At 36.3% G+C, this 24,094-nt stretch carries 23 protein-coding genes; 11 read left to right on the top strand and 12 right to left on the bottom strand.

From position 1 onward, the window contains the following. Positions 1 to 25: 25 nt before the first annotated feature. Positions 26 to 1,000, bottom strand: a complete 975-nt coding sequence (locus tag AC27H3_RS09280; RefSeq protein ID WP_487105594.1) for an ankyrin repeat domain-containing protein — start codon at positions 998 to 1,000, stop codon at positions 26 to 28. A 115-nt stretch (positions 1,001 to 1,115) separates the two neighbouring features. Between AC27H3_RS09280 and AC27H3_RS09275 the strand changes: the two genes are divergently transcribed. Continuing rightward, positions 1,116 to 2,432, top strand: coding sequence for a hypothetical protein (locus AC27H3_RS09275; RefSeq protein WP_487105592.1), 1,317 nt, complete (start codon positions 1,116 to 1,118; stop codon positions 2,430 to 2,432). A 40-nt stretch (positions 2,433 to 2,472) separates the two neighbouring features. Here the strand turns inward: AC27H3_RS09275 and AC27H3_RS09270 are convergent, their stop codons facing one another. The 4 genes from AC27H3_RS09270 to AC27H3_RS09255 all read right to left on the bottom strand — a co-directional run bounded on the left by AC27H3_RS09270 (position 2,473) and on the right by AC27H3_RS09255 (position 5,857). Further along, positions 2,473 to 2,784, bottom strand: a complete 312-nt coding sequence (locus AC27H3_RS09270) for a hypothetical protein (RefSeq protein ID WP_487105590.1) — start codon at positions 2,782 to 2,784, stop codon at positions 2,473 to 2,475. A gap of 177 nt (positions 2,785 to 2,961) precedes the next feature. Next, the gene (locus tag AC27H3_RS09265) at positions 2,962 to 3,624 is read right to left on the bottom strand and encodes a PEP-CTERM sorting domain-containing protein (RefSeq protein WP_487105588.1); all 663 of its coding nucleotides are present in this window, start codon (positions 3,622 to 3,624) and stop codon (positions 2,962 to 2,964) included. 213 nt (positions 3,625 to 3,837) lie between these two features. Then, on the bottom strand, positions 3,838 to 5,562 hold the full coding sequence (locus tag AC27H3_RS09260; protein WP_487105586.1) for a COG3904 family protein: 1,725 nt from the start codon (positions 5,560 to 5,562) through the stop codon (positions 3,838 to 3,840). A 76-nt stretch (positions 5,563 to 5,638) separates the two neighbouring features. After that, on the bottom strand, positions 5,639 to 5,857 hold the full coding sequence (locus AC27H3_RS09255) for a DUF6500 family protein (protein ID WP_487105584.1): 219 nt from the start codon (positions 5,855 to 5,857) through the stop codon (positions 5,639 to 5,641). Between the two features lie 229 nt (positions 5,858 to 6,086). Between AC27H3_RS09255 and AC27H3_RS09250 the strand changes: the two genes are divergently transcribed. Together AC27H3_RS09250 and AC27H3_RS09245 are read left to right on the top strand one after the other, a co-directional pair. After that, complete coding sequence (locus AC27H3_RS09250; RefSeq protein ID WP_487105582.1) at positions 6,087 to 9,290, top strand: ligand-binding sensor domain-containing protein; 3,204 nt, start codon at positions 6,087 to 6,089, stop codon at positions 9,288 to 9,290. 122 nt (positions 9,291 to 9,412) lie between these two features. After that, complete coding sequence (locus AC27H3_RS09245; RefSeq protein ID WP_487105580.1) at positions 9,413 to 10,645, top strand: TMEM143 family protein; 1,233 nt, start codon at positions 9,413 to 9,415, stop codon at positions 10,643 to 10,645. Between the two features lie 85 nt (positions 10,646 to 10,730). Here the strand turns inward: AC27H3_RS09245 and AC27H3_RS09240 are convergent, their stop codons facing one another. Beyond that, positions 10,731 to 11,630: a LysR substrate-binding domain-containing protein gene (locus tag AC27H3_RS09240; protein ID WP_487105578.1), complete on the bottom strand. Its 900-nt coding sequence runs from the start codon at positions 11,628 to 11,630 to the stop codon at positions 10,731 to 10,733. Positions 11,631 to 11,754: 124 nt separating this feature from the next. Here AC27H3_RS09240 and AC27H3_RS09235 point away from each other — a divergent pair, with 124 nt between their 5' ends. The 4 genes from AC27H3_RS09235 (at position 11,755) to AC27H3_RS09220 (ending at position 14,921) form a co-directional block, all read left to right on the top strand. Continuing rightward, a complete protein-coding gene (locus AC27H3_RS09235) occupies positions 11,755 to 12,201 on the top strand; it encodes a DoxX family protein (protein ID WP_487105576.1) in 447 nt (148 codons plus the stop codon). A 76-nt stretch (positions 12,202 to 12,277) separates the two neighbouring features. After that, positions 12,278 to 12,985, top strand: coding sequence for a pirin family protein (locus tag AC27H3_RS09230; RefSeq protein WP_487105574.1), 708 nt, complete (start codon positions 12,278 to 12,280; stop codon positions 12,983 to 12,985). A gap of 180 nt (positions 12,986 to 13,165) precedes the next feature. Next, on the top strand, positions 13,166 to 14,212 hold the full coding sequence (locus AC27H3_RS09225) for a CNNM domain-containing protein (protein WP_487105573.1): 1,047 nt from the start codon (positions 13,166 to 13,168) through the stop codon (positions 14,210 to 14,212). Positions 14,213 to 14,390: 178 nt separating this feature from the next. Beyond that, positions 14,391 to 14,921 (top strand): hypothetical protein, encoded by a 531-nt coding sequence (locus AC27H3_RS09220; RefSeq protein WP_487105572.1) that lies wholly within the window; start codon positions 14,391 to 14,393, stop codon positions 14,919 to 14,921. Between the two features lie 117 nt (positions 14,922 to 15,038). On the opposite strand, the gene AC27H3_RS09215 is transcribed toward AC27H3_RS09220, so the two are convergent. The 4 genes from AC27H3_RS09215 to AC27H3_RS09200 form a co-directional block, all read right to left on the bottom strand. Continuing rightward, positions 15,039 to 15,380: a hypothetical protein gene (locus AC27H3_RS09215; protein ID WP_487105571.1), complete on the bottom strand. Its 342-nt coding sequence runs from the start codon at positions 15,378 to 15,380 to the stop codon at positions 15,039 to 15,041. A gap of 240 nt (positions 15,381 to 15,620) precedes the next feature. Then, entirely contained in the window at positions 15,621 to 17,261 is a 1,641-nt protein-coding gene (locus tag AC27H3_RS09210) for a methyl-accepting chemotaxis protein (protein ID WP_487105570.1), read from the bottom strand. A 127-nt stretch (positions 17,262 to 17,388) separates the two neighbouring features. Next, positions 17,389 to 18,045, bottom strand: a complete 657-nt coding sequence (locus AC27H3_RS09205; protein ID WP_487105569.1) for an esterase/lipase family protein — start codon at positions 18,043 to 18,045, stop codon at positions 17,389 to 17,391. A 116-nt stretch (positions 18,046 to 18,161) separates the two neighbouring features. After that, entirely contained in the window at positions 18,162 to 19,061 is a 900-nt protein-coding gene (locus tag AC27H3_RS09200) for an endonuclease/exonuclease/phosphatase family protein (protein ID WP_487105567.1), read from the bottom strand. A gap of 274 nt (positions 19,062 to 19,335) precedes the next feature. On the opposite strand from AC27H3_RS09200, the gene AC27H3_RS09195 reads away from it, so the two are divergent. From AC27H3_RS09195 to AC27H3_RS09185, 3 genes are read left to right on the top strand one after another with little or no spacing between them, the layout of a single operon-like run. Then, positions 19,336 to 19,944 (top strand): TonB family protein, encoded by a 609-nt coding sequence (locus AC27H3_RS09195; RefSeq protein ID WP_487105565.1) that lies wholly within the window; start codon positions 19,336 to 19,338, stop codon positions 19,942 to 19,944. Between the two features lie 9 nt (positions 19,945 to 19,953). Beyond that, the gene (locus AC27H3_RS09190; protein ID WP_487105563.1) at positions 19,954 to 20,520 is read left to right on the top strand and encodes a sigma-70 family RNA polymerase sigma factor; all 567 of its coding nucleotides are present in this window, start codon (positions 19,954 to 19,956) and stop codon (positions 20,518 to 20,520) included. Beyond that, positions 20,517 to 21,227, top strand: a complete 711-nt coding sequence (locus AC27H3_RS09185) for an energy transducer TonB (RefSeq protein WP_487105561.1) — start codon at positions 20,517 to 20,519, stop codon at positions 21,225 to 21,227. The genes AC27H3_RS09190 and AC27H3_RS09185 overlap by 4 nt, the downstream gene beginning before the upstream one ends. Positions 21,228 to 21,345: 118 nt before the next feature. Here the strand turns inward: AC27H3_RS09185 and AC27H3_RS09180 are convergent, their stop codons facing one another. Continuing rightward, positions 21,346 to 22,062, bottom strand: a complete 717-nt coding sequence (locus AC27H3_RS09180) for a PepSY domain-containing protein (protein ID WP_487105559.1) — start codon at positions 22,060 to 22,062, stop codon at positions 21,346 to 21,348. Continuing rightward, the gene (locus AC27H3_RS09175) at positions 22,059 to 22,808 is read right to left on the bottom strand and encodes a PepSY domain-containing protein (RefSeq protein WP_487105557.1); all 750 of its coding nucleotides are present in this window, start codon (positions 22,806 to 22,808) and stop codon (positions 22,059 to 22,061) included. Before AC27H3_RS09175 ends, AC27H3_RS09180 begins: the two co-directional genes overlap by 4 nt. 289 nt (positions 22,809 to 23,097) lie before the next feature. Between AC27H3_RS09175 and AC27H3_RS09170 the strand changes: the two genes are divergently transcribed. Then, a complete protein-coding gene (locus AC27H3_RS09170; RefSeq protein ID WP_487105555.1) occupies positions 23,098 to 23,595 on the top strand; it encodes a hypothetical protein in 498 nt (165 codons plus the stop codon). Positions 23,596 to 24,094: the final 499 nt, after the last annotated feature.

The following is a 24,094-nucleotide window of genomic DNA, read 5'->3' as shown; positions in this document are numbered from 1 at the left end:
TCTCGCTTATAATTTAATTCACATACTAACGTTGAGTAACAATTTCTTGGATTAATTTTTTAGCATACTCTATGGAATATCCATTTTCATACTCTAAATAATCAAGTAGTGATTTTGCACACTCATTTCCTTCGCAATATGCCTCTAATTTTGCTCCGTGCTTTAACAAAAAAGCGGCATTGTCATGTTTTTTCATCAACATAGAAAACATGATAGGTGTATATCTAGTGCTACAAATATGTGTAGTTGATACTTCTTTATCAATTAAATATGACAATAGCTCTTTGGATTTAGTAGAAGCTAAATGAACGACATTACAATCTACACTGGTCTTAGCTGCGAGTAAGTTTTTGTCTCGTTCAATCAATGTTTTTACAATATTCAACTTATCCCAAGAGATAGCATCAAACAGCTTTATTTTATCAGACTTATCTGACGCTAAAATATCAGGTGAAAAGTCTATAGCATTATCAACATTAGCCGATTGAATGGTTAAGTAGTCACCTACAATTGTGTAGTTTGGAATGAATAATGGGGAAGAAAACTCACTTCCATTTTCCAATGGTCTACCATCTAAAGAAAATGAGATCCCGCTGCAAGGATCTACTAGTACATTGTCATCATAATCTGCACTTATAGCACAACCACGAATAGGGCTTACAGCCAGTAGAACGATTACTGGGTATTGATTAATCAGCTCATTCTTTTGATATGCATCTTTGGTTGAGTGGTAAAGCATAGTGGCTTTTTCATTCCCACTCGTTTTGGCATAGCTTTGGATTGCACTATCAATATCTTGTGGTGTTATCTGAGTTTTGTTCTTTTTGATGAGCTGTAGTTGTTCTTTTGTTGGCTTTAATACCATTGTTGGCATTCCTTGCCACTCAAAAACGACATGTTTGCCTTCGGGTAGGTTGGCGATATTTACGCTGATTTCATCATCATCGGCAGCGTAACTGGAAAAGCCTAAAACTAAGAAAAGCAAAACTAAAATTTTCATAAATCCATTTAAATTTTATAGTGTAAACAACTTGTTGTAGGTTACTTTATATATGCTTGCTAAGCAATTTAACGTATAGTCATTATCACTTACTATTACATTTTCACTAATTAAAATGGACTTTATAAAGAAATTTAAAATAGGGTTTTTAATAGCAATTGCCATTATTGCTGGCACTTATCACTTATATAGTGATGATGAGTTGAATCCTGAGGCTAGTAAATGGATTGAATATTATTCAATACCAACGGATCTAAACGAAAATGCTTTTATTGGATTAATTGCTTTATCGCCTTCTAACGATATATCTACTTCTCAAGCTATAGACATATACGAAACTAAATTAGGTGAAATTAATAAGGGATCACTTGATTATTTTCAGCAACTAAAATACCCAGATATTGAAGGGTTACCTGAAGTATATGAAGATGATTTTTTTTGTGAGTTTCATAAAGGTAATTGCTTAGCTGAAACAGCCAAAGATAGAAAAGAACTTGAAAAAATTACGGAACAATTCGCGGCAGTGACTCTGCAATATCGCAAGTTATCAATGCTTACTAATTTTATGCCACTCAACTCAATAGCAACTGAGCCTAACTGGGATTCTCTTATTCCTATTCAAAGGTTAGCAGCAATAGAGGTTTATTTTCATATCTTAGATAACGACTTGGAGTTAGCAGCAAACCAATTGTCACAACTAATATCTTTAGATAGAAAGTTTCTCAGAACAGCTTCAGAGGCCCTGTTTCATGCGATACCTATTGTTAATTTTGAGTTTTATTATCAACCATTATTAATCGCTCTAAAGCAAAAAGGTTTCACTGATTGGGAAATTTTTAACAAAGCACTTAGCCCTCTTACAAATGATGATATATCAATGAATAGGATGTGGTTAATGATGTTTGCACAAGGAACAAGATCATTACAATTTAAGTACATTTCAGATAGAGTTGAAGATCTAGGTTATTCACTGCATAGCTTTCAGGCCAAGTTAAAGTATAAAGAAAATATGACGCTCAATAGCATGTTTGATTACTATAGCCTGCAATTGATGCCCGATAATGCGAAGAAAGAAAGCTTGGTTGCATGGATTAATGCTGCAAGTGATTTAGCAGATAAACATTCGGAAAAGCTCATAAAAGAGATGGATAATTTGATTTGGTTTACCATAAAAAATTATCGAAATATTGTCGGTGCCTATTTAGAAGTAACCGCTTCACCCAAGTTCTTAAACCTTTATGATGAAAAATTTAAGCTAGACCTTCGTTTACTCCTATTAAATATAATAACTCAAGAAAATAAAGACTTATTGACTGAAATTCTAAATCTTGAGAAGTATAAAAACCCCTATACTGGGGAACCGCCAACGTTAGTAGGCTCTGAGCTTTGTTATACGTTACAAGATGATGAAGTTTGTATATCAGCTTTTTAGATAAAGCTATTTAATCACTAAAAATCCGCTTGTTAAATGGTTATTGCGTTAAGAAAAAACTTCTCAACAAAGCGCCAGCTTTCTCTTTTGGTAATAAGTTAATTTCTTTGTTTAGCATAATGCCAACAGCGCATAGTTTTTCTGGCTCGTTTTTATAATCCGTTGGCGTGCTTAGTACATCACCATAAGAGGCATCAAAAGCGATCATTTTATTGATTACTTGGGTAATGAGTTCGTTTTGTTCTGTTGCATTAACTATATAATTATCTATTGATAGAGATTGAATAAGTGAGTTTAAGGCCAGGGTTTCTTTTTCATTAATTGTTGCTGGTACTAAAAGTTTAAAAGACACTCATTTAAAATAAAACCTAACTGCATTTCATCGGTATTTAAATATTTCGCCAGCTGTGGCTTTTAAAAAAACACTTTTAAGCATGTAGATGCTAAATTTATCAAAAAATAAACATAAAAAAACATCAATCACTACAATTGATGTTTTCTAATACCGAGAAGCTAAATTTATTTTAGACTATTTTTTAAATCGGCGAGATGCTAAACCCATAAGACCTAATGCAAAAATTGCAAGTGTAGAAGGTTCTGGTACAGCAGCCACCAAAGTAGTAGCACCTAATGGGTCGTTGAAATGGGTAAAAACTCTAGATGAGTCGGCAACTGAAAACTCTAATGATGCTTCGCCACCATTCTCAAAAAAGTACAACTCAACAGAATGACTGCCAACACCGAGTAATTTAGAACCTTCGAAACGAGTTTCTGGATGTTCGTTCGGATCATTAATAACAAGTTCACCATCTATAAATACAAATACACCATCATCATTAAAAGTTTGAAAGAAATAAGTGTCTGCTGTATTTGTGAAAAACTCGCCAGTAATGCGAGCGAAAAAGGTGTTATTAAGTGGATGAGAATTACCTAGATTTGCGCCGTTTGCTGAAGGCCATGGGCTGCTGCCAGGAATTGCTCCAGCGAATCCTGCAGGATCATCTGTAAAGTCAATAACTTCCGAAAGTGCAGACGAGCTAGCATTGTTAGTATTAGCGTAATTTATTAGTAGATTTACGTCTGCTGACCAATAGTCGTCATATTGTTCAACGAGTAACAAGCCTGCATTTGCCGCGTTACACATGGTTATAAATAAACCAGTAACAAGTATTTTGAATAATTTAAATCTCATGTTAATCCCTCTTTTAGTTTTAATCCGTGAATGTTAGTAGGTAATTGTAATTATTGTGTATTTAAACAATTGTTAAGCAAGCATAAAATAAGCCAAATGAAAAATATTCATTTTTTTCAGTCGGTTATGCTTTGAGGTAAGAGCAGTTAAAAGTGTTGTGTAAAATATCCTGACATACATAAGCTCTTAAATACTAAACCTTTTCATAGCGGATCATCGCGTTAAGAAAAAACTTCTCAACAAAGCGCCAGCTTTCTCTTTTGGTAATAAGTTAATTTCTTTGTTTAGCATAATGCCAACAGCACATAGTTTTTCTGGCTCGTTTTTATAATCAGTTGGCGTGCCTAGTACGTCGCCGTAGGAGGCATCAAAAGCGATCATTTTATTGATTACTTGGGTAATCAGTTCGTTTTGTTCCGTTGCATCAACTATATAATTATCGACTGATAGAGATTGAATAAGTGAGTTTAAAGCCAGGGTTTCTTTTTCATTAATTGTTGCTGGTACTATACGAGTAATATCATCAGCAATGCTAATATCGAATACCTCAGGATAAGTATAGAAGGCACATTTGGCGGGATATTTTTCTTGTAAAAACTCCATTTGAGCAATTTGTGCATCCATATATTCTATTACTGCATTATCGCCACCTAACTGCATATAGTGATTTATTCTTTCAACATAAAGGTAATTATTAATAGTGGTTTTAATGGTATTTAAAGGCGTGCCATCTTGAATAAACGCGACCATTTTTTCGCGTACTGCGGCATAACCTTCTTTATCGAATACATTCATGCTTTTATAGATTTCGTGTTTTTGTAACTCTTGATCAATTGTCGTTGGGTTTTGCCAGTCGGTAACGCCACTCATCGCATAGTCTTGCGAGTCGACAATTTTATCTATTACGCGAGCTTTAATTAATTCTTCTTCAGTTGGAGTCCACATGTCATCGGCACTGACCTTCGATACTTTTTGAACAAACCAAGGGGCAACATTGGCTTGTTCAAGTTGCGTAAGTAACTCGTTGTTTAATTCTTTTAGTTCGCTACCAGATACGCCACCAAACGAGGCGCTATGAAAGCCTAATTTAGCCCCTTCACCGAGTAGTTTTTCTTTTCCGGCTAGAAACACAATAGGGCAGGCTGATAAGCACTGAACTTTAGTAAAAGTGACCAAATTTTTATTTTTGACGATAGTTGCAAGCTTATTTGCCTCAACTAAACGGCCGCCAATACTGTTTAAATGAATAACTTGTACCTGCGGATTATCAGATAATACCTGTGATAATTGCGCTGCAGTACCAAACTCGAATCCGCCTTGCAGTTCTATTTCTGTGCCATTATTCATTAATCGAATGGTAATGGGGGGAAGTTCTGATTGGCCAACGGCAAGTTTACTGCTTGCTAGCATAAAAGGGATGCCAGTTTGATACATGTCGAAGCAGTAGCGAGTTACGCCAATAAACACCATTATTTTAGCTATCATTGCCCAACCCTGAGTGCCGCCTCTTGCAGGGTGTTTATCAGCCGAACGATATAGCCCAACGAGTTGCCAAATAGAGATGCCTGTTATAATTATGTAGAAAACGATAATCGCCAAGCCTCTTAATTCAGAAGAGGCATTACTATCCGCTAAAAGTTGAAACAGTGGTGGGGTTATATATAAAAGGATCAGGCCAATGGCAAATACATTTATCCAATAGCTATTTTCTAGTGATAATAAGCCGCGCCAATGCAAGGCAAACCAATTGCCTTTAGGGGTAACGTAGCTTTCACCTGTGTTATTAGTTGCTTCATTACTTTCAATATCAACTAATCGAGAGGCGATTTCTTTTTTAATCTTTTCAGCTATTTCAGGGTAGGCACTTTGGTCGAGTTGCTTATAGCTTTCTTGCAGTTCTTCGAGCGTGTATTCTTGATAATTTGGCACTGTATTCACGTATAATTCCTTTTATAATAATTTTTGTTAGTGATTAATGCGTTTTGGTAGTTTGAGAAAATAGCTGCAATGTTAATTACACGCCATCTTCAATCATCTTCTTAATAATATGCGCTTTAACAAAGTGATCTAATTGATGCGTTTGTATCCACCACGTTGCGGCTTCCATTAGTAATTCAGGCGTATTATTTTTATTGGCGAAAAAGGCATAAAATGAAAGCCCAACTTCATTGCCTTTACTGGCTATTTTTTTATCGCAGACCGTAATTATTTTTTCTCTTAATGCTTTTCTCATTTTTCACTTTACTTACAAAAGACTTATATTGTAATAATTAATATCACATAAACTTGAAGTTTTAGGCATTATTAACTTATTGGAATTCTATATCGCTCTTCAGTAGCGTAATGGTGCAGGCTAGCTAAGAAGGGGTAACCATTATTGCTAGTACTTATCTCAAATAGTCGTTAACATGGTTTTAAAATAAAAATATTCAAATCAATAATAAATAATTTGAAGTAAATTTATGTATAAACTTTTCAAGTGTTTTACATTCTTCACATTGCTTTTGCTAACTTTCTTCACGAAAGCCGCTGATGTTGAAAGATGGCATTGGCACGATAAAATATTTAAAAACTATTCTGTAGCCCAAGGCCAGCCACATGGCGCTATTAATACTATTTGCGAAGATAAACTCGGCTTTGTGTGGTTGGTAACTACGCATGGCTTAGTTCGCTTTGACGGTACAAACTTCGAAAATGTACCTACTACAGTTAACGATGAAAACTTCAGTATTAGCGGGATGGTGGCTGACCCTAACGGCATAATGTGGATGTCGACCAGTATAGGTTTAATGCGTTTTGACCCTTACACTAGAAATTTTAAATCGATAAAACTCTCTCCAAACCAGCTTCCGGCTGTAGGTAAAATCTCCATAGAAACAAAAGATAATACCTCGTTTATTTGGATAGCGTCTGAAATAGGTGTGTTTAAATTTAATACGACAAACCAAACCAGTAAATTGTATTTTGAAAGGCAATATTTGGCAGATCCAAACTTAAGAATATTCAGTATTTTAAACGCTAAAAACCATACCGTTTGGGTTGGCACTAGCCAAGGGCTTTATTATAAACAAGTAGATGAAGCTACATTCTCGCCGTTCGATTTAACCGCCTTTTTACCAAACAGTTTACGTATTGCAGCACTTTTACAAACAAGTGATGAAAGCATTTTTGTTGCTACTCCCCAGAATGGACTTTTAAAAATAGATTCAACATTAGTGGTAACTCAAGCGTTTGCTACTAAAGAGTGGTTATATGCACTTGCAGAGATATCACCAGGCGTTATTTGGTTAGGCAGTTTTGGAAGAGGGGTTGTTGAACTAGATTTAGCAAAAAATAGTAGCCAAAGAATGCGCCATAATAGATTAATTGATACCAGCTTAGCGAATGATGAAATTTGGCAAATATACCCCGCGAGAAATGGCTTAATATGGCTTGCTACTAATAAAGGCTTAAGTTCGTATAACCCGAAAAAACGCGCGCTTAAAACAATATACGGTGATGTAGGTCATGTTAATGGCTTATCAGATATGAATGTAAATTCAGTCGCAGAAGATAACACAGGTAACATTTGGCTTGGTCTTAGAGAAAAAGGTGTTGATGTTATTAATGCTCAAACGGGCCTTCTAGCGAATATTGGCGTTGATGCTGAAAACCCTAATAATGCTTTACCTGGCGGTGCGATTGAAACTTTGTCGGTACAAGCTTCAAATAACAATTTTATTGGCAGTAATTGGGGCATTTACCAATATTGGCAGTCAAAGTTACAAAAATTAGATACTGGCGAGCGAAACAGTCATATTTATACTGGCGTATTATATTTTAACGACAGTTATTTATGGGCTGGTGGTACAGATGGCCTGTGGCGCTTTAAGGTAGATAAAAATCAACTAACACAATCAAAAAAAATTAATACTTCGACGAATAAATTAACCGATCAGCGTATTTCTGTTATTGGTGAAGGGCGTAATAACGAAATATTAGTTGGCACTTGGCGGGGTATTAATTGGCTTGATGAAACAGGTAAAGTTATTTACCAACTGCCACAAGCGGAGCAACCAAACATAAGGTTTGATCATTTTATTTCGTCGTTTTTTTATGATCAACATGACCGATTATGGATTGGCACTGAAGGTGGTGGTATTTTTGTATCACAAGACAAACATCACCCTGTGAACTTTATACAAATAAATAAAAAACAAGGACTTTCAAGTAATGTTGTTCGTGCTATGCAACCGGATAAATATGGCCGAGTATGGGTTAGCAGTGTTGCAGGCATAGACGTAATTGATATTGATAACTTTGCGGTAACGCCTTTATCTGCTCATGATGGCAAACTGCTTGCGCCTTATTACGGTCAAGCGGCTATTGAAACTTCAGCATCTGAGATAGTCTTTGGTGGTAGTGGTGGAATAACAATTATCGAACCAAGCCTTTGGCAGCCAGACAATAGTTTTGCACCTTTAGTGATTACACATAGTGTTGTTGGGGGGCAAACTTACAGCGGCGCACTTTTAACACAAGATAATGCATCACCTTTAGTGGTACCAGCCGAAAACAACAAAATTACCATTGAATTCACCTCGCTTGATTTCATTAATAGCCAATTAATAAATTATCGCTACCGTTTACTTGGATTAAGTTCAAAGTGGATAATGACAGATGCAGAGCACAGAATAGCTGCTTATACCACGTTACCTCCTGGTAATTACCAACTTGAAATACAAAACACTAATCATCTGGGGCATTGGAACGAAAAGTCAAAAATCTTGCATTTTGAGGTGTTAGCTTTTTGGTATCAAACACTTATCGCTAAGGTCTTACTGGTTGCAGTTATATTAATTTTAATACGCTTGTTTATTCGTCTACGGACATCAAGTTTACATAAACGAAAAGTATTTCTTGAAGAGCAAGTGAAGCGACGTACTTTAGTACTTGAACAAACGACTAAAGCATTAGAAATAAAAACACAGGCGCTTGAGCAAGTCAGCGTAACAGATCCACTAACAGGCATTAATAATCGCCGCTTTTTAGATCGTAATATGCCTGCGGAAATAGCTTTAACGCATCGAAAATATCATAAATTACCGGCTGATAAACTCGCGATTGAAGGAGCTGATTTAATCTTTTTTCTAATTGATATTGATTACTTTAAAAAAGTTAATGATCAATATGGGCATCAAGCTGGCGATGCTGTACTGATTGAATTTACCCAGCGCTTGAAAAAAATAGCGCGTGAAAGTGATTACTTAATTCGTTGGGGCGGAGAGGAGTTTTTGTTTGTGGTAAGAGAAACATCACGAGACTTAGCGACAAAGCTAGCTGCGCGTATTTGTCAGAACATTAAACAAAAACCTTTTATTATTAACCAAAATATTGAAATTTCATTATCGTGCTCAGTAGGTTTTGTACCATTTCCTTTTTGTGGACATAATCCAGAAGAAGTTTCTTGGTTAGACTGCATTGATATTGCCGATAAAGCACTTTATACCGCAAAAAATGCTGGAAGAGATACATGGGTAGGTACAACCTTAAAACAGCCATTATCGGCAAAAAATACCGCTATTGATGTATTAAATTTACCGTTGAATATTATTGATTTAGAAAGTAATTTATCGAAATCAAAAGTTAATGATACGTGGGAGAAAATACATAAATCTAATGGTTAATGGCTAGGGAGAATAAGTTAATGTCAGCTTGGGATTAGATTATTTACCCAAGCATATTCACATTCCAATATATATCGAATTATCTTACACTCTAACTATCTGACATTACTTAAAATTTTACTATGGCTGCTGATCGCTTTATTCCTTATAGAAAACAAGATATTGTTGAAATGTGTGTGCGAGAGCTTGAGCTTGATGATTCATTATCATTTCGACAATTTTGTGACCTGCTGTCTAACTCATTGCATGTTGAATATCATCAAACCTTAGAGTCGTTAAAAAACGATTACGCGCCATTTGATCCTAATGCCGATACTAAACAGTTAGAGCCTTATACCACAGAGCAAAAAGCACAATGTCAGGCGAATTTTGCCAATAATTTTTCCCATGTGCTTAATGCGGCGAATTTTGAAAAAATTACCGAACAAGACCTACAAGACGCCTTAACAGAAGAGTCGCTATTTAAAGTGAGGCTAGAAGTTGAGTTTGACGATTTTGAGCAAGTGGTTTTCTACCGCCGAGGCGAGTCACAAGTGACTGAAACCATAACTTCATTATTTGGCTTACGAAAACAAACGCTTAACTTTACCAACTACGATCGCGTAGCAATATTTATTACCTTTAAAGACCAAGCGCATTTCGATACGAAGAAAAAAACCTTGATAGGTTTTGAGCCGGGATCAACCATAGTTAAGCTTTTTCAAAATGTGCCTAAAGCTGATTTAGAAATGCTATTTCCGAACAGTGAGGTGCGTATGCGACCCATTGATAAAGCCTTTATTGGTGCTTCAGCCGTGGTTGGCGGCGCTGTGGTGTTAGTTACTAAACTTGGCGCGTCAATTTTATTACTTGCTGCATTACTGGGGTTTTGGATAGGCTGGCGCGAAGAAGCGGTAGAAATGACACAACAGCACTTTATTTCTTTTGCGCTTGGGCTAGGGGTTTTTGCAGGCTTTATATTTAAAGAGTGGAGTAAATTTAAGAATAGAAAGATTAAATTTATGAAGGCGCTTTCAGACAACCTTTATTTTAAAAATCTAGATAATAACGCCGGTGTTTTTCACACCTTAATTGATGCAGCAGAAGAAGAAGACTTTAAAGAAGCAATACTCGCTTATAGTTTTTTATTGAAAAGCCAAACTGGCCTAACGTCTCAAGCTTTAGATGAGGCGATAGAATTATGGTTTAAAGATAAGTATCAATGTGAGCTAGATTTTGAAATTACTGATGCATTGAATAAACTCGAGCGTATGCAATTGGTGGTATTAAAAAATGGCGTTTATCATGGTATTGATTTAGTTCAGGCGAAAAAAACGTTAGATCACCATTGGGATAATATTTTTAACTACGCGTAACGCATGCCATGAGTTATCGAATAATTAGGCAGCTAAACGCTTTTTATCAATTAATTTATAGTGGTTTATTTTTTGTAGATGAGGTTTAAGTAGCTGAGTATTGCGCTAACATTAATGCGCGTAATCGAGATAAACCTTTACCTTTATTAACTGTTTTCCATGCAAGAAATAAATCAGTGCTTAGGTGGGGTTTCTCTGTTGTTAATGCCACTAATTCACCATTTACTAAATATGGCAGCACACGATCTTTTGGTAAAAATCCTACGCCTATACCCGCAACAATAGCTTCAATTTTATGCGCTACGCTGGCCACATAAAAATGGCGGCTTTGGTCAATAATATTTAATGACATGGGCACGGTATTTTTTGATGAGTCGTGTACGATGACAGTGCGATAGTCAGCAATATCATTGTAGGTTATAGCTCGTGTAATATGGCTTAATTCATGACCTTTAGCGGCAACTAAAACATTACTGTGCTCGTATATTTTTATCGCACTAATACCTGCTTGAGTCGGTACAGGGCTTGGAGCTCCAATAAGCAGGTCGACTTTGTTTTCAACTAATGCTTCCCATGAGCCATTCATTACATGTTCGCATAGATCAATTTCTACATTAGGGTGCTCTTGAAGAAATAACTGTAGGCATTGCATTATAGGCTCTATTGCCATAATGGAGTCAAAAGCGACTTTAATGCTGGGTTCCCAACCATGTGCAAGTGTTTGTGTTTGCTCGGTAATTTTACTCACTGCTTCGAGAACCTTTCTACCTTCTAATAGTAAATGTTGGCCTGTGGGTGTTAGCACTGAGCGCCTTCCTTGTCGAACGAATAAGGTTACTGAGAGTTGCTCTTCAAGTTTTTGAACTATGTAAGATAACGCTGAAGGTACTTTGTTTAATTGCTCGGCTGCCGAAGCAAAGCTGCCCCTGTTATCAATAGCGTCGAGTACCATTAAGGCTTCTAGAGTTAACAGTGGTCCCTTCATATTTATAGCCTTTATTAATTGTTCAAAATTTTTGAATGAATTAAACGGATTTTAGGGGTTATTCAATCTTATTACAACGCTTAGAATACGCACAACTTAAACAAATAAAGAGATTTACAAGCCAATGAACAGTTCAATTATTAAGAAAGTATTACAAACTAACCTCAGTAATTCTACCCTACCTTTACGCCTTATTGCTGGGATTATTTTTGCGGCACATGGTTCACAGAAGTTGTTTGCATGGTTTGGTGGTTACGGTCTCGATGGCACCGGGCAATGGATGGATTCAATAGGATTAGGACCAGGCTACTTAATGGCATTATTGGTTGGCAGTACGGAGTTTTTTGGCGGTATACTTTTGATCTTAGGACTGTTAACTCGACCTACGAGTGCGGTTTTGGCGATAACTATGGTGGTTGCTATTATTAAAGTGCACTTAGCAAATGGTTTATTTATGTCGAACAATGGCTATGAGTTCGCTTTGGCTTTATTGGCGATGACGTTAGCATTAGCAATTTCAGGCGCTGGCAAGTACTCAGCAGATCAGTTTATTAGTAATCGATTCAAATAACTCAGTTTTCGGTATTTAATGAGGAGTCCGTTGGGTAAGTTATCAACGGGCTATTGCCGTATTAAAGGTGTAGAAAATGATTAAACATTATCCATTTCAACAGTTAGGTAAAGCTAAGCATGGTTGGTTAGATACACATCATCATTTTAGTTTTGCACAGTATTATAACCCTAGAAGAATGGGGTTTGGTTGTTTACGTGTGATTAATGATGACCGGATCGCAGCACATAGTGGTTTTCCTGAACATCCGCACAAAAATATGGAAATTATTACCTTTGTACGTTCTGGGGCTATTTCTCATGAAGATAGTAGAGGCAACAAGGGCGTTACGGGGGCGGGTGAAGTACAAGTAATGAGTGCAGGTAAAGGTATTTGGCACTCAGAGTTTAATCAGGGCTCTCAAGCGGCCAGTATGTTTCAGATTTGGATCGAACCTAACAGCCATAATGTTGCGCCACGTTGGGACAGTATGGCATTTCCAAAAAGTGCATCGAATAGCCATTTGCCTTTAGTTGTTTCGGGCTATGTGGAAGATCGACAACAAGCATTATTTATTCAACAAGATGCACGTATATTTGCTGGAAAATTAGTCAAAGGCAGCGAGCTAATTCATCAGATAACACATCAAGCTTATGTTATTGCATCGCAAGGTGAGTTTACTTTAGGTAATGATCAACAAATAGTTGAAATGGCAAAAGGTGATGGCGCGGAAGTAACACAACAAAAATTTGTAACTATAAAAGCTCAGCAAGACTGTGAGATTATTATTATTGATGTGGCTTAAATTTTAAGAATGGCTACACTTTGAAAATATAACGGGTATAAAACGAAATAAAGCATCCATATTTTAGATAGATTTAACGTAAGCTATACTAATACATTAATTTAACGTATTAAAAAACATACCATCGATATGATAGTATTTGTGGGTGTAACTTAACGTTCATTAACATGGAATTATTTTTTGACTTTACTTTTTATTTATTTAGCCGTAGCTATTGGCGTGTCATTTCTGTGCTCAGTGCTAGAAGCCGTATTATTATCAATAACGCCTAGCTTTGTTGAGCAATTGCAAACTAAGAAACCCAAACATGGTGCAGTTTTAGCAAAAGTAAAAACCCGATTAGAAGAATCTCTCGCCAGTATTTTAATTCTTAACACCTTTGCACACACCATGGGTGCCGCTGGTGTTGGTGCTCAGGCTATTGGAATATTTGGTGAGAAATGGGAAACTTTAATTGCTGTAATGCTGACCTTAGTTATTTTATATTTTTCAGAAATTATTCCTAAAACCTTAGGTGCCACTTTCTGGCGCAATTTAGCTGTGCCTTCTGCTTATGTCATTACATGGTTGATTAGAATTGTATATCCCTTGGTTTGGTTGTCGACTCGCCTTACACGTTCGTTTAAAAAAGGTAAAGAAAACGAAATTACACGCGAAGAAATTATTGCTTTAGCGTCACTAGGTTATAAAGACGGTAGTTTGTTTTCTCAAGAGAATGAATACTTATCAAATATGCTAAATTTGCGAGAGTTGCGCACAGGCGATGTATTTACGCCTCGCACGGTTGTACACATGTTACATCAAGATATTACAGTAACAGACGCACTTGATCATGAAAAAACAGGACAGTTTACTCGGATACCTGTTTACGCTGATACCATTGACGATATCACTGGTAAAGTTATTAAAGGCGACTTGTTTGACGCTGAACGCAACGGCTTTGGTGATGAACCCATCAGTAATTTTTCCTTACCACTCACCGCGGTATCAGAAAAGTTACCGGTTCAACAATTACTAGATATGTTTATTAAAAATCGCGTACATATTTATTCTGTTGAAGACGAATATGGTCAAACCTCGGGCATTGTTACCTTAGAAGATGCCATTGAAACCTTGCTAGGAAGAGAGATTGTTGACGAAAGCGATGCCGTTACCGACATGCAAGCACTCGCGCGTGATAAATATCGTGAAAGACTAAGAGAACTAAAACAAAACAATAATGAATAAACAGTTCCATTAATCAATTAAATGTAGCCTGCAACATATCTGATAAAAACCGAATTAGTTAATTACTCAACTTGGTTTAAGTTAGTAGTTTATAGTTATTTAAATTTATTTTACTCACCAAGTGAACCAAACTCATAACGAGTACGTATAGCTCTTTATAATGTAAGGAGTAGTAAAGATGCGTTTTAAAATTTATATATTTGGTTTGCTTTTTTTATTAACTGGCTGTACTACTCAGTATGATAATAAAGATATTACCGGTCAAACTTTCCCCTCTGTGGTTGGCACCACACTAGCGCAAAAGACAGTGTCTATTCCTGGCGACTTTAATGATGAATTAACCTTGTTATTAATTGGTTATGTACAAAACTCTCAATTTGATATCGACCGCTGGTTAATTGCCTTAGATGTTACAAATACCAAGGTTAAGGTTTATGAAGTGCCAACGATTCAAGGCTTATTCCCTGAAATGTTTAGTACAGTTATCGATAATGGCATGCGAGCAGGAATACCAAAACCATTATGGCAAGGTGTGGTAACGATTTATGACGATGGTGAAAAAATTCAAGCTTTTACAGGTAATGAAAATGCCGCAAACACGCGTGTAGTATTATTAAATAATAAAGGTGAAATATTATACTTTTATGATCAAGGCTTCGCTGTAGATGCCCTGAACGAATTAAGACTGGCGCTAGTGACTCAACAGTAAACCAATAAATAAATGATAAGATAAAACCGCTGCATGACGTTTATATTAAGTATCATGCAGCGGTTTTTTAATTCGATTATCGCATTAAAGAATAAAGTTAACGTAAAGCACTTATTACTATTTATAGGTAAAGGTAACTTTATCCATTTTTGCGATTAAGCCTTGTTGAGAAGGGGTAAAGGTTACTCGTTCAGTTTTGGCAATAGCATTACTGAGAATAATCTCCACATCTCCTTCCATTACGGTTTGACCATCTTTAAAAGATGCATGGCTAGATTTAGTTGATAGGTTTCCGTTGTTAAAGGCAATTCTGACATCACCTGTATATGTACGAAGTTTACTATCGGCTGATATTATTTGTGATTTAGCGGTTATTTCCATTTCATTAGCTGTTGAAATATTTGAAAAAGCACCGGATAAAATAAAGGTTGATAGCACTAATTTTTTAAATAATTTCATCTTGATTCCCCTACCTAGATTCATTAAATACTGCTAAAGCTCAATAACACCATACTAAATTTTTAATGCATTGGTATAGTTAATTTTCAACATTCATAATAACTTCACAATAGCTATTTCAGTGATTGGCTTGTAATGCTTATTTTAAAAGCGTTATAGATATTTGGGCGTGTTAAATTGTTTTTTTTACCTCAGAAAAATTTTAAAAATTGAAAGCTGAATTAACCAAAGTATATGTGCTTAGCTCGATTGCGCAGTAAAACCAATTCTAAATCCGCCCCAGTGCTTGCCATTAACATAAATTGGCGCAGAAACGTCATGCATTACCTCACCTGTGTCACGCTTGTATGTTTGTAGCAAAAATTTATTTGTGTGTGAGCCACAGCGGCTACCTGTACTGTCGTCAAATATGCGTTTTGTGCGATTATTCATAGTGTCGGTGGTAATATCACCGGTTAACGGCTTTGAGAAGCACTGATTGTGGGTTGGAAAATATCCGTTTATATCTACGGCTCCAGCGTAAACTATATCGGTGTTGTTTTGTAAAATAGACTCTTGAATTGCAGGTAAGTATTTGTCGGTAAAATCATCAAAACTGCTATGGTATTTCTGCGGAGTAGTGTTGGCAATTTTTTGATAAGTAAAGTTAAAAAGATCTTGTTGATTGATGATATTCGCCTGTATTTTCTCGGCAAACATTTCGCCTACTTGCTGTGCTGCGGTTTGTGCTATTTGACAAGTTTTTTCAATATTAGAGCCTGTTTTAAACTCTGAAAGCTCAATAAATATTGACTCTGTACTTTGGCAAAGCTCAGCTGCTTTATCTGAAACAATATGAGTTTCTTGGCTTTTTTCGACTAAAAAATTATGTAGGTTTGTAATGGCTAAAGAAATTTCATTACTGGTAGTATTGTGCTCCTGAAGCGCGGCGCTTATATGGTTACTCGCATCAGTCGACTCTTTCATTTGTTGGTTAACATCGCTCAATGAAGTAGCTAAAGGGCCCATGCTATTGACTATACGATGACTTTGCTCAACTACATGTGCCATTACATGGGTTGTTTGAGAAGTTTCTTCATTAATTTGAGTTAACATAGAGCCAATTTTTTCTGTTGCTTCAGCCGTTTTTGAAGCTAACGCTCTTACTTCATCAGCAACAACGGCAAAACCACGACCTTGTTCACCTGCTCTTGCTGCTTCTATTGCAGCATTTAATGCCAGTAAATTAGTTTGCCCTGAAATAGCATCTATTACATTTGTGATATTTTGAATTTCAGTGGCATTTTGAGACAGTGATTTAATTTTTTCGGCGGCATTATTCACGTCAGCATTTAATTGGTTTATAACTTCTACATTGTCATTAAGCTGCTCAGAGCTAGCCGAAGCTTCGGACATTGCTTGGCTTGATTGCTTCGATGCGATGATCGAATTTTCGTTCATTACTTTAATACTTATCGACATTTGATGTGCAGAACTTGCAAGGCGTTCAACATCTTTACTCGATAATTCAATAGCGTTACTGAGTTGATCAAGAAAATAGCTAACTTCGGCCGAGTTAATGGCAAGTTTACTGGCTTTGTTATCAATATTTTTACCTGCTAGGCGTGTTTTATTGGTTTGTTGACTAAGGATGCTCTGTAATGTGTCGTTAGCTGAAAGATCTAATTGTAAACTTGATATGAGGGTGTTTTGTTGCGCTTGGAGTGTCTTTTTTACACAAAAATTTATACTGAACAGGAGAATAAAAAAACTCACTATTGATATAGCCGCTATTAACAAACTTATGTTTTCGATAACCTCAGTTAATACGAACATGAGTAACGCAATTATAAAGGCGTTTATAAGTGCTAATGACGTGGCTAGGTGTCGAGCTGTAAACATATTATTCACCGCATATTTTTTTATATATACCTTATTATAGTCTTAAGATAATAATTGCCATTAGTACAAGCAATTATACTTTAGTCTGGGGGAGGCTTTATGCGGGAATAAGAATAATTGGTGCTAGCTAATGTTCAAACTTTCCTTGTTTTAGGTAATGAAGAACTTGCTCGATTACTGCGTCATTACGCATCATAAAAACATGGGTAGTCGGCATTTCAATATGATCATTCATGCCTTCGACCTTAGTACTCTCAACTGAAACTTTACCATCATCAGTATCTGGGATAAGCGATGAGAGAATTAAATTTATACTTTGTGTGCCGGCGATTATGCCAACATCAAAATTAGCTTTACCTAACTGATTAGGTACACTCAATGCGCCTGTACCCAATTGCATGCCAGCATCGCCATTGACTAGATGAAACCCTGGTATATTGCTAAGTTTATCAACAATCTCAGTGCCTTTATTGGGCGGGCCTAACATCACGACTTTATTCAAATTTGTAACCGTATGATTACTCAAAAACTGTCGCACTAGAATGCCACCCATTGAGTGCGTAACAAAGCTTACAGGCATACCTTCGCACTGTAGTAATGCGTCTGAAATGGTTTTTTCTGCCAGTTGCTCAATAGAATAAGAACGTGAAGGATAATCAATATTCAACACTTTATATCCTTGAGCGGTTAAGCGTTCTGCCATTTTATCCATGGAATGTGCTGAGCGAGCTAAACCATGCAATAAAATTACACATTCATTCTCTAAGCTGTTTTTATCGTTCACGGGGTGTTCCAATTTCATTGCCATAAGTATGCTAATTCAGCAGGATTAAGGCTAAAATATAAATAACAATTTTACAAAACCAACATTAAAATGCCATGTTGGTTTTGTTTAGGAAACTAAAGCGCTAATTCAATTGAAATAGGGCAGTGGTCACTTAAGGTTTGGCTAAGTTCGCGGGTATATTTTTGTTCAAATACTAGCTGATCAAATGAATTCTCCACGTAACGGGCTTTGGCTTTTGGATCAAAAATTATATGGTCGATATAGTCTTTATAATAACCGCCCCAACATTTCGATTCAGCCGCAATTGTAGGTGCCCAAAGGGTTTCTGCACCTTCGTCATTAATGGTTTGCCATAAGCCTTGTATTTCACTGTAGTTTAATGAAATGTCTTTAACAAAACGACGATTAAAGTCGCCTAATAAGATAAAAGGTACACCTTCTTTAGCGCGTGCATCTACCCATGCTTCTAAAGGAATAGCTTGTTTGGCAAGCTCTGCACAGGCAGTTTTAGCATAAACTTCTTTTTCATTGCTATTGGGCATGCTTGCAATGCTTGTTTGGTCTAGCGCTTTATCAAAACAGCCTGATTTCATGTGCACTGCTAATAACCGCACACTTTTACCATCTTTAGTTAAGGTAACGTCCATACCTCGACGAGCTAATCCTTGATCAAGCTCTTTATATTCAACCGCTGTGGCTTTATAGCCGCTGCTTTTTCTTACCGCAACACCTACACGTTGTACCCAGTCTTTAGTGGTAAAGAAATAGTCGTATTCATCACCAAACACTTTTGCCGCCCATTTTGCACTTTCAACTTCTTGCAGGGCAATAACATCAGCATCTAATTCACGCGCATAGCGGGCTAGTTTCTGATAGTCAGTGTCTTTGCGCTGATTATATTCATGCGAGCCTAACCAAGCGATATTCCATGAGGCTACTTTTAAAGTTTCAGCAAAGCTATTAATGCTTACTAATGAGAGTACTAGCGCAAATAGGCTAAATAATTTTGTCATGTCATTATTCTAAACGTTACATTGGGCAGCTATAGTAACCGCAGCGCAGTTAAATTCAAATTAACCTATTAAAAAAATTGTAATATTATTTTTCGCTGCAAATTGTTGTCGATAATCTATTTTTATCCAGCTTGAAATTAATTAATTTATTTTAACCCCATTTATGCAAGTTAATCGTTTTACTCATAAGTTAGATATTGGCCACTGACTTAGCGTGTGTTCACACATCTTTAATTTATACCACTTTAAAATTATCAAATATTGGGGTAAAACGATGAAAAATATAATAACGATAACAGCGCTTGCGGGTGCAACAACCTTTGGTTTATTTGCTTTTATGGCATACTTGGTCAATAACGATCAAGTATTACCACCTGAAGCACAACCTAGCTTAATTGTTGAGGTGGCTCAATTGCCTGAGGAACGTCCGGCTGAAATGAAGCCGGTATTTAAAAATAATCCTCCGCCAGCACCTAAACCTATGCCAAAAACTTTTGAGCCCGTAATAGAAACAAGTGTAATAGGAGATTATAAGTATGATAATCAGGGGATTAAAGTAGCAAGCTCTAATACTAGCTTGCTAATAAATAATAATAAGCGCGATAGTGATGCTCGACCTATTGTACGCATTAATCCAAAATATCCTCCTGTTGCGGCAAGAGAAGGTATTGAGGGTTGGGTAAAGTTGCGATTCGATATTGACGCCTTAGGCGGTGTTACTAATATTGAAGTTATTGACGCAGAACCAAAGCGTGTGTTTAATCAAGCCGCTAAACAAGCGTTAAGAAAATGGAAGTATCGAGCAAAGTCAGAAGCTGGAGAAACCACTATTCAGCAAGGCTTAACAGTACAGTTAGCGTTTAATATGGAACAACAAAGTTAGGATCATAATTTGCAGTTACCTTCGATGATAAAAGGTTGGTACAACCCAAAAACTAGCCCTGAAAAGTTGCTGGCAAGTTATTTGGCAACCGGCAAAAACAAGTATTTGTCTTTGCTGGTTGCACAATTTCATCTGTCGTTGTATCACTATGTGTTGAGCCAATCTAATCGAGAATTGGCTGAAGACATTGTACAAACGACTTGGCTAAAAGTTATGCAAACACAAGGACATAACAAACCTCAAACCAATGTAAAAAGTTGGTTATTTACCATTGCAAGAAATAGTCTAATTGATGAGTTTCGTCGTCAAAAAAAATGGCAGATTCAATTGTTAGATGAAAATAAAGTGCTAACAGCAAACCTTGAAAAATCTATTCAAACTGCTGATAGATTAACGCAATTTAATGCTGCACTCGAACAATTGCCTTTTTTACAAAAGGAGGCTTTTATCTTTCAGCAAGAGGGCTTTTCAGTGTTAGAAATATCAATGTTAACCGACGATAGCTTTGAAACTATTAAAAGCCGTTTACGTTATGCACGCAATAATTTACACCATTTAATAGGAAGTCAGTCATGAGTGCCGATAGCTTCGATAAAGAGCTTTCTGGGCTTTATCAACAAAGAAAAGATCAAATTAAAGCCCCGGAACTCGTGGGAGATACAACTAAAAAAATGCATGTAAAGCGCTCCCCTTGGCACATGTTAGCTTTGCTTTTAACTGGTGGGGCAGCGTCTTTTGGTATTATGGCGATAGTCACTCATTTTGCAGCACCACCTGCGCACAATAGTGCTAAGCATTACCAACCACACTCTGTTCGAATAATTGAATTAGGCGAGGTTAATCCTCAAGCTGAAGCATTATTACCCGTTTCTTCTAAGTTACCGCCTCAACCAGAGAGTTTGCCACCCAAAAATATAGAAAATAACCTTGTTAAGCAAGAACAAGTTGTGTTGTTAAAAGCAGAATTACCCGCTCAAAAAGTGCTTAACCCGTTGGTTAAATTACCCAAGATTAATGCAAAATTAGTTGCGATTTACCCGATACATAAAGTGATGCCTGAATACCCTAAATCAGCACTTCATGAACAAAAGTCTGGCACGGTAAAATTGCAATATATTATTTCAGATGAGGGCAAAGCAGTTGATATTACAAATTTAAATAAGCAAGTTGATCGCGTGCTAGTTCGTTCAGCAAAAAAAGCATTAACACAGTGGCGCTACGCTAAAGAAAATAGCAGTAGCCAAATACTTGAGGTTGAATTTGAATTTAATCTTGAACAATAGCCATTATAGTTATTTTAAGTAAATCAGCGGTATAGGGGGATAAGTCTAGATGGAAATAATAAATAGATGGTAATCGTAGCACCCACAAACGTTTTATTTTTTAGGTATTCAAATGTTACTATTTTTTAAAACGATAACCACCTTTTCGTAGCAAATGTATTGTCCAAATAAGCCCCGTTAAGGTCAGCCACAAGGTGATAAAAGCGAACAACATAATTTGAACCGTGTTGAAGTTGCCCGCGCTGCCATAATCCATAAAATGTAGCATGAAGAAAAAATCTGCAAAGCGCTTGTCGCTATTACTGTGTCCAATAACACGGCCTGAGCCTTGTTCAATGTAGACACTGGTGGCTAATTTGTCATTAAAATTAACTTGCCAGCTGGGGTTTTTGTGCTTAATAAAATCAGCGATAGGTGGGGTGATTAACGTAGCTGAAGTTATATCACCTGGGCCATTATAACTTGCTTGAGCAATCGCATTAGCTAATGACTCATCCACTAAAGTTAACTTGCCTGTGACGGCGTTCACGATATGGTAATTATTGCTAAAGTGGCGATATAAACCTTGTTGTTGAGTTAACAAGTAATAAGGTTTTGAGAGAATGCTGGTTTGATTAAGCTCAATAGTGTTTGGATAAGATTTTAGTAAATGTTCAACCGGTATTAAATTTACGTTTAAGCTAACTGTTGGCGCTATAGCTTGGCGATAAGTATTACCTTGGGCTTTTTGATGATCGATTACATTGAATACTAAACCGCTAACTACCCAAATAATCACTTGTAAGCCAACGAGTAAAGAGGCCCATTTATGAAGCTTTCTTATCCAGATAATCATGACTTATCTCCAACAGAAGGGCTACTGCCAGGTCTTTTTATATTGGATTTACCTGAGGTTTTTTTGGCCTTTAGTTTTGGCTTTATGGCTTTAAAGTAAGTTAATACTAAGCCACTAAACACGGCAAAAATCGCAAGTATGGCGATAAAAAATAACAACCAATTACTGGCATCTGCTTCGTCACCGTAATCCATAATATGTAGGCGAAACATCCAATCAAAAATATACCAAAATCGATGTCGTTTACTGACCACTTTGCCGTTATTAGCTGAAATGAATAATGTAGGCGCAGAGAAGTGATCAAAGTTGACCTGCCAAACCGGTAGGTGCCGCGCCGCTAAGCCAAATACTGGATTTTCTGAAATGAGTTTGGCATTAAGTACATCTTCCTTACCCGCGTAAAGGTATTTTGCTACTTCAATTGCAGTACTTTTATTTAACGGTGATAGCTTTTCACCGTTACTTGCATCAATAATAAATTGCTGTTTTGCTATCTTGAAGCGATACACTTCTCGGTCAACCAACAAGCCAACACTTAAATCTTTAGCATCGGGGTATTTTCTAAATAGCTTAGCGGTAGCGTATGTTAAGTTTTCTGGCTTTATGGCTTTTTGATGCGTAACTACCAAGCTATCGCCATGGATATAGTCAATATCAAAAAACACCATATATGCTCCTGTAACGGACCATATAACAAACTGAACACCAATAAATAGCATCAACCATTTATGAGTCTTATGACTCAAATTAAATAACTTAAATGGTCTTTTTTTTATAGATTTAGTTTTGGATTTATTTGTTTTATTGATATTTTTATCCACTACAATTCCATTAAAAGGTGATTTTGAACTTATATTTCTAGTTATATTTTTGTTAAATAAGCAGCTGTTCACAACAGTTTATCGCCTGTTAATCTTTGCTGAAAGCTTGTTCTTATCATGGTAAATAAATTTAGAATTCAGCCACAATAAAGTTATAAGCAGCTGATTACAAGGTAAACTATATAAAAATAGGTTTGTTTTCCGGTGCTTATGTTTGAGAAAATACAACAATCGCGGTAATTATCCTGAAAACTCGTTATTATATAAATCACAATTTTTTAGAGCGTCAATACCCATGGATATTATGAATGAAACACTACCTATTTCTATTAAAGTAAGTGATGATTTAGCTGCAGAAGTGCAACACATATTATCTATTACTAATAAACTATCTGCGCAGTTAAATTTTCATACAATGACAGCAAACTGGTATGGCGACGAAGCGAATATTATGTCGATAAATTTTTATCTTGTCGCTCTGGCTGAGCTTGCTCACTTAAGCACTGATAATGAAAAAGTTACAGTAGAGAAACTTGCTGATGACGTAATGCTTAGCGCAAACAACAATGTATTTGATTGCCATGTTGCTATCACCGAAGCTGAATTAGCCTTGATAACAAAGCAACCAAAGTTATTATCTGGTTACCTCGCGAAAAAACTCACCAAAGTACTTAATTTAATTGCTGACAAACAACAACTCATTCATATTTAACGTTATTGAAAATAATTAATAGCTTGTTTTTGTTAGTAAAAATAAAGCTTATATCGAAGGTTTAATAATTTACTTTAAATAAAACTTAAATAAAACTTAAATTAATTGAACTAAATTAGAGTTCAGGGCTCTTACTTAGCAAGAGATTCTCCCCCTCGGTTTAGTTTTTATTGTTGTTTTATATTAGTGTTTTTATATTGTAAGCGCACCTCGACTGAGGGGCGCTTTTTTTTTCTTAAAATAAGTAACCTGAACTCTGGATAAGCAGCACTGATGGTATCTATTTCTGATGTTCACCTTGATATAGTAGTTACTTTATCACCTAAGGTTTTGATTTACTTGGGTATCAAGCACTCATTATCTAGAGTTCAGGGTAAGTAAACAAATGCAGCACACTTAACTTCAACTAAATGCATTAAATATTTAAGTTAAATTAATTTGAACTTAACCATAAATATAAGCTCTTACTTAGCAAGAGATTTCCCCCCTCGATTTTGTT

Source organism: Colwellia sp. NW0002-52-1, from assembly GCF_057550865.1.
Note: the sequence above shows the minus strand (reverse complement) of the source record. Positions and strands in the feature narration are given on the sequence as shown.